Here is a 9,016-nt window from a genome sequence, read left to right as displayed (position 1 = left end):
GGGGGACAGTCTCGCGCGTTCCCCCTGGAAAGGTCTAGTCCACTTCGGCTTCTTGTACGGGGGCGGGGTGCTGTGGGCCCCTTGCGGGGCGGGGTGCGTGTTCGTGGTTCCGCCCGGTGGGGGCGGGGTGCTGGTCCCGCCGCTGCGCGGCGGGCTTCTCCCACCCGCCCACCCGTTTGCCCCGCGCCGTGTGGTGGGCGGGGTGTCGTCTGTCGGACGTGTGGTTGTCCGGCGCGTTCCGGGACGTGGCCTGCTCCGCCGCTGCGCGGCGGGTTTTTCCCACCCGCCCACCCGTTTGCCCCGCGCCGTGTGGTGGGGGTAGGGGCGTGTCGTCCGGGTCTGCCGCCAGTTGAGCCGTCGGGCGGAGCTTCGGCTCGGGGTGGGGGGTGGCCTGGCGGTTCGGTGCGGGGTGAACGGGTGGGTGGGTGGGAGGCATCCGCCGCGCAGCGGCGGTCTGGGGTGGGTGTGTTCCGGCGGGCGTCGCCGGTGTGGAGAGCCCCGGCTCGGGTGGGGTTTTGCCCAGCGGTTCGGTGCGGGGTGAACGGGTGGGTGGGTGGGAGGTGCCCGCCGCGCAGCGGCGGTTCTGGGCCGAAGGCCCCAGCCCCGCCCCCCGGGCGAGACCCCGCCCCGCCCAAGGTGAGGGCCCGCCTGGGGGGGCCTGCCCGGGCCTACGGGAGGATCACGCTGCGCGTGAGGTTGCGGGGGCGGTCCGGGTCGTAGCCGCGGGACTCCGCAAGCGCCACCGCGAGCCGCTGCGCCCGGATCAGCTCCGCCAGCGGGTCCGCCTCCTGGCGGGCCACCAGCTCGCCGCCCACCCGGGCCACGTCACCCGCGAGCCCCTCCGGCAGCACACCGAACATCCACGTCACCCGGCCGGGGCCGGTGATGGAGATCGGGCCGTGCCGGTACTCCATCGCCGGGTAGGACTCCGTCCACGCCCCCGCCGCCTCGCGCATCTTCAGGGCCGCCTCCAGCGCGAGCCCGTACGTCCAGCCGCGCCCCAGGAACGTCCACTGCTCGGCGCCCACCACCGACGCCGGCAGCGGTTCCGTCACCGCGAGCTCCGCGTCGACGGCCGCCTCGGCCACCGACTTCACGCCGGGGATGTCGCCGAGCCCGGCCCGCAGGAAGGCGAGCGCCGTCGTGGCGAAGCGGGTCTGGACCACCGACTCCTCGTCGGCCCAGTCCAGGACGGCCACCGCGTCCGCCGCGTCCATGACCGGGGTCTTGGGGTCGGCGGTCAGCGCGACCGTCGGCGCCTTCCCCTTCAGCTGCCCGAGCAGCTCCAGGACCTCCGTCGTCGTACCGGACCGGGTGATCGCCACGACCCGGTCGTACGTGCGCCCCGCCGGGAACTCCGAGGAGGCGAAGGCGTCCGTCTCGCCGAGGCCCGCGGCCTCCCGCAGCGCCGCGTACGCGATGGCCATGAACCACGACGTCCCGCACCCGGTGACGGCGACTCGCTCACCCGTCCTCGGCAGCCCCTCGAAGGTGGCGGCCGCCTCCACCGCCCGGTTCCAGCAGGCGGGCTGGGTTGCTATTTCTGCTGCGGTACGCGACATGCGCCGAGGCTCCTCGTCAGTGCGGGGCTGGACTGGTGCGGGGTTTCGCTGAGCTGTGCCGACACGTGCATAGCAGTCGCCGCCCGCGCACGGCAATGATCAGCCCCGCGGAGCCACCCCGCGGAGGCGCCCGTGGAGCCGCCTGCGGGGGCACCTGCGGAGGCCGTTGCACAAGTGATACTCGGGTGGTGTAGACCTTGTGTCCGGACTCGGGGGAAACTCGCAGTTCAAGGGCATGGGGGCGAAGACGCCCCGGGACGTGGAAGCAATGAGGGTGGGACAGCTGTGCAGCGGCGCGTGACAGGACTGACCGCGGCGGTGGCCGCACTGGGCATGGCGGGCGTGCTCGCCGGCTGCGGCGGTCCCGGCGACTCCGGCGACGTCACCCTCAAGCTGGTGGCCGCCGACTACGGCGACTCCGCGGCGAACAGCTCCAAGAAGTACTGGGACAAGCTGGCCGAAGGGTTCGAGAAGGAGAACCCCGGCATCAAGATCGACGTCACCGTCCGCTCCTGGAACGACGTGGACCGCGACGTCAAGGACATGGTCGAGAAGGGCGAGGCCCCCGACCTGGCACAGATCGGCGCGTACGCCGACTATGCCGCGCAGGGCAAGCTCTACGAGGCCGACGAGCTCCTCTCGATCGCCACCCAGGCCGACTTCCTCGCCCCGCTCTCCCAGGCCGGCGAGGTCAACCGCATCCAGTACGGCATGCCGTTCGCCTCCTCCACCCGTCTGCTCTTCTACAACACCAAGCTCTTCAAGGACGCCCACCTCACCCCGCCGCAGAGCTGGACCGAGCTGCAGGCGGACGCGAAGGCGCTCAAGGCGCGCGGCGTGAAGATCCCGTACGCGCTGCCGCTGGGCCCGGAGGAGGCGCCCGCCGAGACGCTGATGTGGATGCTCAGCGGCGGCGGCGGCTACACCGACAACGTCGGCTCGTACGCCATCGACTCCCAGGAGAACGCCAAGACGTTCTCCTGGCTCCGCGACGAGCTCGTCGGCGAGGGCCTGACCGGCCCGACGCCGCCCGGGAAGATGAACCGCGCCGACGCCTTCGCGGCGTTCTCGCGCGGCGAGGTCGGCATGCTCAACGGCCACCCGACGCTGATGAAGATGGCCGCCAAGAAGGGCGTCAAGTTCGGCATGGTCCCCGCGCCGGGCCGCAACGGCAAGGCGCAGGCCACGATGGGCGTCGCCGACTGGATGATGGCGTTCAAGCAGAACGGCCACCGCAAGGAGGCCGGCAAGTTCCTCGACTACGTCTACAGCAAGAAAAACGTGCTCGACTTCTCGAACGAGTACGACATCCTGCCGGTGACCACCTCCGCGTCCCAGGCGATGGCCGCCGAGCGCGGCCACACCGCGCTCGGCAAGTTCCTCGACGAGCTCCCCACCTCGCAGCTCTACCCGGTCGGCAAGACCTCCTGGGCGCAGGTGTCGGCGGAGGTCAAGAAGAACATCGGCAGGACCGTCGAGAAGGGCGGCAACCCCGCCTCCGTCCTCACCGGCATCCAGAACCGCGCCGCGGCCGAGGAGAACGCCGAGTAGAGGCTTTACCGTGGCCGCATGAACCATCAGGAACCGGAGCTCTCCGCGCGGGACCGCGCCGTCCTCGCCCTGGAGCGGCGCCCGTGGCCGGGCCCCGGCGCGAAGGAACGCGCCATCCGCGAGGAGCTCGGCATGGTGCCGGTCCGCTACTACCAGGTCCTGAACGCCCTCCTGGACGACGCCCGCGCGCTCGCCCACGACCCGATTACGGTCAATCGGCTGCGCCGGGTGCGGGAGTCACGCCGCGAGGAGCGCTGACCCGGTTAAGGTCGGGCCCATGGGTGACCCTACGTACACGCAGCCCGCCGGGCCCGGACGCCCCGGCCTGCCCGAGCCCGTGACGCCGGCCGGGCGCGACGGCCTCGCCGCGCTCCTCGCCCGGCCCGAACGAGCCGTCGTGGCCCTGGACTTCGACGGCACGCTCGCCGCGATCGTGCCCGACCCCGAACAGGCCCGCGCCCACCCCGACGCCGTGCCCGCGCTCGCCGCGCTCGCGCCGCGGCTGCGGTCGGTCGCCGTGGTCACCGGACGCCCCGCGGGCGTCGCCGTCCGCTACGGCGGCTTCGCGGGCGCCGCGGGCCTGGAGCACCTCGTCGTCCTCGGGCACTACGGCGCCGAGCGCTGGGACGCCGTCACCGGCACCGTGCACGCCGCCGAGCCGCACCCGGGCGTCGCGGCCGTCCGCGCCGAACTGCCCGGCTTCCTCGACGCGATCAACGCATGGCGCGGCACCTGGATCGAGGAGAAGGGCCGCGCCGTCGCCGTCCACACCCGCCGCGCCTCGGACCCGCAGGCCGCCTTCGACGCGCTCCGCGCACCGCTCGCGGAGCTGGCGAACCGGCACGGCCTCATCGTCGAACCGGGCCGCATGGTCCTGGAGCTGCGGCCGCCCGGCATGGACAAGGGCGTGGCGCTCGCCGAGTACCTGCGCGAGGTGGGCGCCGAGTCCGTCCTCTACGCGGGCGACGACCTCGGCGACCTGCCCGCCTTCGGCGCCGTGGAGAAGCTCCGCTCGGAGGGGGTCGCGGGCCTGCTGGTGTGCAGCGGCAGCACGGAGGTCGCGGAACTGGCCGACCGGGCCGACCTGGTGGTGGACGGCCCGGCCGGAGTGGTGGCACTGCTGACGGCGATCACGGGGCAGCTCGACTGACGCTGGCTGCTGGCTGCTGGCTGCTGGCTGCTGACCGCCCGGCCGGTCGCGTCAGCCGGTGAGGGCGTGGAGCTGGTCCAGGAACCACTGGGCGGGGGGCAGCGCCGTGGCCGCCGCCGCGAGGCGCTTGGTGCGCTCGGCGCGCTCCTCCGCGGGCATCGACAGGCCGGCGTGCAGCGCCTCGGCGGTGGCCGACACGTCGTACGGGTTCACGGTGAGCGCGTCCTCGCCGAGCTCCTCGTGGGCGCCCGCCTCCCGCGACAGGACCAGCGCGCAGCCCTCGTCGGAGACGACCGGCACCTCCTTCGCGACGAGGTTCATGCCGTCCCGGATCGGGTTGACCAGCGCCACGTCCGCCAGCCGGTAGGCGGCGAGCGAACGCGCGAAGTCGTCGTCGACGTGCAGCAGCACCGGGGTCCAGCCGGGCGTCCCGTACGCGGAGTTGATGGACTCGGCGACCCGGGAGACCTCCGCCGTGTACTCGCGGTAGACCGTCAGGTCCTGCCGCGAGGGGTAGGCGAAGGCGACGTGCACGACGCGCTCGCGCCACTCGGGGTGGGTGTCGAGGAGCTCGCGGTAGGCGTGCAGGCCGCGCACGATGTTCTTCGACAGCTCCGTCCGGTCCACCCGGACGATCAGCTTCCGGTCCTCCCCGTCCTGCGTACCCGCCTGCTCGCGCAGCGTCCGCATCCGCTCCTCGACGTCGTCCCGGCGCGAGCGCTCCCGCAGGAAGTCCGCGTCGGCACCGAGCCCGTGCACCCCGATCCGGGTGCCCGAGGTCCCGCCGACGACCCGCACACAGCAGTCCGTGAACGCGTCCGCCCACCGCCCGGTGAGGAACCCCAGCCGGTCGGCGCCCAGCATCCCGCGCAGCACCTGCTCGGCCACGTCGTCCGGCAGCATCCGGAAGTAGTCGGCGGGCGCCCACGGCGTGTGCGAGAAGTGGCCGATCCGCACGTCGTCCCGGAGCTCGCGGAGCATCCCCGGCACCAGCGTCAGGTGGTAGTCCTGCACCAGGACCGCCGCGCCCGGCGCCGCCTCGGCCGCCAGCGCCTCGGCGAAGGCCCGGTTGTACGTCTCGTACGCCGCCCACTGCGCGCGGAACTCCGGCCCGAAGGCCGGCTCCAGCGGCGTCTGGTAGAGCATGTGGTGGACGAACCACAGCACCGAGTTGGCGATGCCGTTGTACGCGTCCGCGTGGACGTCCGCGTCGATGTCCAGCATCCGTACGCCCGGCTCGCCCACACCCCGCCGCACCGCCTCGCGGTCGCCGTCGCCGAGCGCCGCGCACACCCACAGCGCGTCCGCGTCGTCACCGATGGCGCTGAGCCCGGAGACCAGCCCGCCGCCACCGCGTTTCGCGGTCAGCTCCCCGTCCTCACCCACGGTGTACGAGACGGGGCCGCGGTTGGACGCGACGAGTACCTGCGCTGCTGCCGACGATTGCGCTGCTGCTGACGATGCGGACTCGGAGACCATGTGGCACAACGTAGCCCGTCCCGGCCCCGGGCAAACGTACGCCTTTACGCCACGCGACGGTGCGCGTACTCGGCGATGCCCGTCATCGGAGGGCGCTCCTCCGTGTCGACCGGATACGTGCGCGGCACGAACCCGTCCGCCCCCCGCTCGAACTGCGTCAGCTCCGGCCGGACGAGATGGCCGCGCGCCAGCCGCAGCTGCGCCGTCCGGTAGATCGCCGCCGCCATCCGCCCGAGCGCCTGCCCGTCCTGGTGCCGGTGCCTGCGCACCCCCACGTCCACCTGCGCCAGCGCGTCCAGACCCACCGTGTGCAGCGCGTCGACGAGCAGCCCCAGCTCCACGCCGTACCCCACGGGGAACGGCAGCCGCTCCAGGAGCGACCTGCGGGCCGCGTACTCGCCGCCCAGCGGCTGGACGAACCCCGCGAGCAGCGGCCAGTGCATGTTCAGGAGCGGGCGCGCCATCAGCTCCGTCACCCGGCCGCCCTGCCCCGCGGCCGACCCCAGCGGCCGGTCGTACATCGCCTTCACGAACGCCACGTCCGGGTCGGTGAGCAGCGGGCCCACGATGCCCGAGACGAAGTCCGCGGAGAACTCCCGCAGATCCGCGTCGACGAACGCCACGACGTCGCCGCCCGTCACCAGGAGCGAGCGCCACAGCACCTCGCCCTTGCCCGGCACCGGCGCCAGGCGCGGCAGGATCTCGTCCCGGTGCACGACCCTGGCGCCGGCCGCCGCGGCGACCTCCGCCGTACGGTCCGAGGAGCCGGAGTCGATCACCACGAGCTCGTCGACCAGCGGCACCCGCTCCATGAGTTCCCGGCGGATCTCGGCGACGATCTGGCCGACCGTGTTCTCCTCGTCGAGCGCGGGCAGCACGACGCTCACCGTGGTGCCCGACGCCCGCTTGGCGGCGGTCAGCAGCTCCGGCGGGCGGTCGGCGACAGACCAGGAACGCCTGCTCAGCCAGTGCTCGACCTCTTCCAGCACGGTCGCGGTCCTCCCATATGTGATCCATCTCGCGGTTCGGACGACTATCTCAAGGGTCCGGGGCTTCGGTTACAGTCTTGAACAACGCCGGTGACCATCGCATGTCGGGGTCATCGCCGCCTGAGATCAACAATCGAATACCGCTCATCCAGAGGGGCAGAGGGATACGGCCCGTTGAAGCCCCGGCAACCCTCCAGCCGGTCTCGTACGCGATCAAGTGATCAGCGCCGCGAGGCTCCCGGCTAGGGAAGGTGCCAAATCCGTCTCGCGGCGAGATGCGTCGCGAGGAAGATGAGGAGAAAGGGCCTCGCCTCCATGGCTGTGCAGACTGTCGCCACCGAGAACACCACCACCTCCGTAGACCTCGGCCCCGCATCGGGACTCTCCTGCCGGGAGTGCGGCACCACCTTCCCGCTCGGCCCGATCTTCGCCTGCGCCGAGTGTTTCGGCCCCCTCGAAGTCGCGTACGACCTGCCCCTCGGCGACCCGGAGTCCCTGCGCAAGCAGATCGAGGCGGGCCCCGCCAACATCTGGCGCTACGCCCCGCTGCTGCCCGTCCCCGCCGACGTGGCCGACAAGCCGAACCTGAACCCCGGCTGGACCAAGCTCGTCAAGGCCGACAACCTCGCCGCCGAACTCGGCGTCCAACAGGGCAAGTTGTTCGTCAAGGACGACTCCGGCAACCCCACGCACTCCTTCAAGGACCGCGTCGTCGCGCAGGCCCTCGAAGCGGCGCGCGCCTTCGGCTTCACCACCCTCTCCTGCTCCTCCACCGGCAACCTCGCGGGCGCCGTCGGCGCCGCCGCCGCCCGCGCCGGCTTCCGCTCCTGCGTGTTCATCCCGCACGACCTGGAGCAGGGCAAGGTCGTCATGGCCGCGGTCTACGGCGGCGAGCTCGTCGGCATCGAGGGCAACTACGACGACGTGAACCGCTTCTGCTCCGAGCTCATCGGCGACCCGCTGGGCGAGGGCTGGGGCTTCGTCAACGTCAACCTGCGGCCGTACTACGGCGAGGGCTCCAAGACCCTCGCGTACGAGATCTGCGAGCAGCTGGGGTGGGTCATCCCCGACCAGCTGGTCATCCCGATCGCCTCCGGCTCGCAGCTCACGAAGATCGACAAGGGGCTGAAGGAGCTCATCGCGCTGGGCCTCGTCGAGGACAAGCCCTACAAGATCTTCGGTGCGCAGGCGGAGGGGTGCTCCCCGGTGTCGGCGGCCTTCAAGGCCGGCCAGGACGTGGTCCGCCCGCAGAAGCCGAACACCATCGCCAAGTCGCTGGCCATCGGCAACCCGGCCGACGGGCCGTACGTGCTCGACATCGCGCGGCGTACGGGGGGTGCGGTGGAGGACGTCGACGACGAGCAGGTCGTCGAGGCGATCGAGCTGCTCGCCCGGAGTGAGGGGATCTTCGCGGAGACCGCGGGCGGGGTGACGGTGGGCGTCACGAAGAAGCTCGTCGAGGCGGGGCTCATCGATCCGTCGCTCACCACGGTGGTGTTGAACACCGGGGACGGGCTCAAGACGCTCGACGCTGTCGCCGAGAGGTCTCAGGCGACCGCCACGATCAAGCCGAACCTCGACGCGTTTCGCTCCGCGGGTCTGGCCGGCTGACCTTCTCCTTTCCCTGCGGGCCGGATGTGGCTGGTCGCGCAGTTCGCCGCGCCCCTGACGGGGCCCGTAATCCCTGAGGTGAAACCCATGAGCGTCAACGTCCGTATCCCCACCATTCTGCGTACCTACACCGGCGGCAAGGCCGAGGTCGCCGCCGAGGGGGCGAACCTCGGGGAGGTCATCGCCGACCTGGAGAAGAACCACACCGGCATCGCCGCCCGCGTCCTGGACGATCAGGGCAAGCTGCGCCGGTTCGTGAACGTGTACGTCAACGACGACGACGTCCGGTTCGAGCAGGGCCTGGAGACCGCCACCCCGGACGGTGCGGGCGTCTCGATCATTCCGGCCGTCGCCGGCGGCTGATCCTTTTCCGCAAGAACCCTGCTTAACCCGAATTGCCCTCTCCGTCGGAGAAACGGAGGGGGCAATTCTGCATGGTTGAGCGCGGTACAGTTGGGAAGTGTGCTTCGCCGTTTGTGCCGAGCGCATATACGAAGTCGACCCGGAGTCGACAAGAAGCAGCCAATGCGCGCCGCCCATTTGAGCCTCATGTGGCTTTTGCCCGGCCCGACTTGCCCTGAATTCCGGCAAATTCTCCGCATATTTCCGATCGCGCGTGCCCAGAATTCTCGTCCGATTGACCTGTTGCAGACGGCAGTTGGACAGATACATTC

General features: G+C 71.6%; 8 protein-coding genes and 1 riboswitch. Of the genes, 5 read left to right on the top strand and 3 right to left on the bottom strand.

The window, feature by feature from the left end; translation table 11 throughout:
• Positions 1 to 668 precede the first annotated feature (668 nt).
• A complete protein-coding gene (locus tag ACZ6CV_RS18855; RefSeq protein ID WP_469251884.1) occupies positions 669 to 1,562 on the bottom strand; it encodes an SIS domain-containing protein in 894 nt (297 codons plus the stop codon).
• Between the two features lie 285 nt (positions 1,563 to 1,847).
• Here ACZ6CV_RS18855 and ACZ6CV_RS18850 point away from each other — a divergent pair, with 285 nt between their 5' ends.
• Genes ACZ6CV_RS18850 through otsB form a run of 3 tightly spaced genes read left to right on the top strand, consistent with a single transcriptional unit; the run spans position 1,848 to position 4,263 of the window.
• Entirely contained in the window at positions 1,848 to 3,113 is a 1,266-nt protein-coding gene (locus tag ACZ6CV_RS18850) for an ABC transporter substrate-binding protein (protein ID WP_469251882.1), read from the top strand.
• A gap of 18 nt (positions 3,114 to 3,131) precedes the next feature.
• Positions 3,132 to 3,371: a DUF3263 domain-containing protein gene (locus tag ACZ6CV_RS18845; protein WP_362372313.1), complete on the top strand. Its 240-nt coding sequence runs from the start codon at positions 3,132 to 3,134 to the stop codon at positions 3,369 to 3,371.
• Between the two features lie 19 nt (positions 3,372 to 3,390).
• Positions 3,391 to 4,263, top strand: coding sequence for a trehalose-phosphatase (gene otsB, locus ACZ6CV_RS18840; protein ID WP_362372316.1), 873 nt, complete (start codon positions 3,391 to 3,393; stop codon positions 4,261 to 4,263).
• Between the two features lie 51 nt (positions 4,264 to 4,314).
• Here the strand turns inward: otsB and ACZ6CV_RS18835 are convergent, their stop codons facing one another.
• Together ACZ6CV_RS18835 and ACZ6CV_RS18830 are read right to left on the bottom strand one after the other, a co-directional pair.
• Positions 4,315 to 5,742 carry an alpha,alpha-trehalose-phosphate synthase (UDP-forming) gene (locus ACZ6CV_RS18835; RefSeq protein ID WP_469251881.1) on the bottom strand — a complete coding sequence of 476 codons (1,428 nt, stop codon included), beginning with the start codon at positions 5,740 to 5,742 and terminating at the stop codon, positions 4,315 to 4,317.
• Between the two features lie 44 nt (positions 5,743 to 5,786).
• On the bottom strand, positions 5,787 to 6,731 hold the full coding sequence (locus tag ACZ6CV_RS18830; RefSeq protein ID WP_469251880.1) for a glucosyl-3-phosphoglycerate synthase: 945 nt from the start codon (positions 6,729 to 6,731) through the stop codon (positions 5,787 to 5,789).
• Between the two features lie 141 nt (positions 6,732 to 6,872).
• Positions 6,873 to 7,029, top strand: a riboswitch (SAM riboswitch).
• A gap of 17 nt (positions 7,030 to 7,046) precedes the next feature.
• On the opposite strand from ACZ6CV_RS18830, the gene thrC reads away from it, so the two are divergent.
• Positions 7,047 to 8,342, top strand: a complete 1,296-nt coding sequence (gene thrC / locus ACZ6CV_RS18825) for a threonine synthase (protein ID WP_469251879.1) — start codon at positions 7,047 to 7,049, stop codon at positions 8,340 to 8,342.
• Between the two features lie 87 nt (positions 8,343 to 8,429).
• The gene (locus tag ACZ6CV_RS18820; protein ID WP_150217764.1) at positions 8,430 to 8,705 is read left to right on the top strand and encodes a MoaD/ThiS family protein; all 276 of its coding nucleotides are present in this window, start codon (positions 8,430 to 8,432) and stop codon (positions 8,703 to 8,705) included.
• Positions 8,706 to 9,016: the final 311 nt, after the last annotated feature.

This window comes from Streptomyces sp. NPDC041713 (assembly GCF_055591085.1).
The sequence above is the reverse complement of the archived record's forward strand: the minus strand, read 5'-3'. Positions and strand labels throughout refer to the sequence as shown.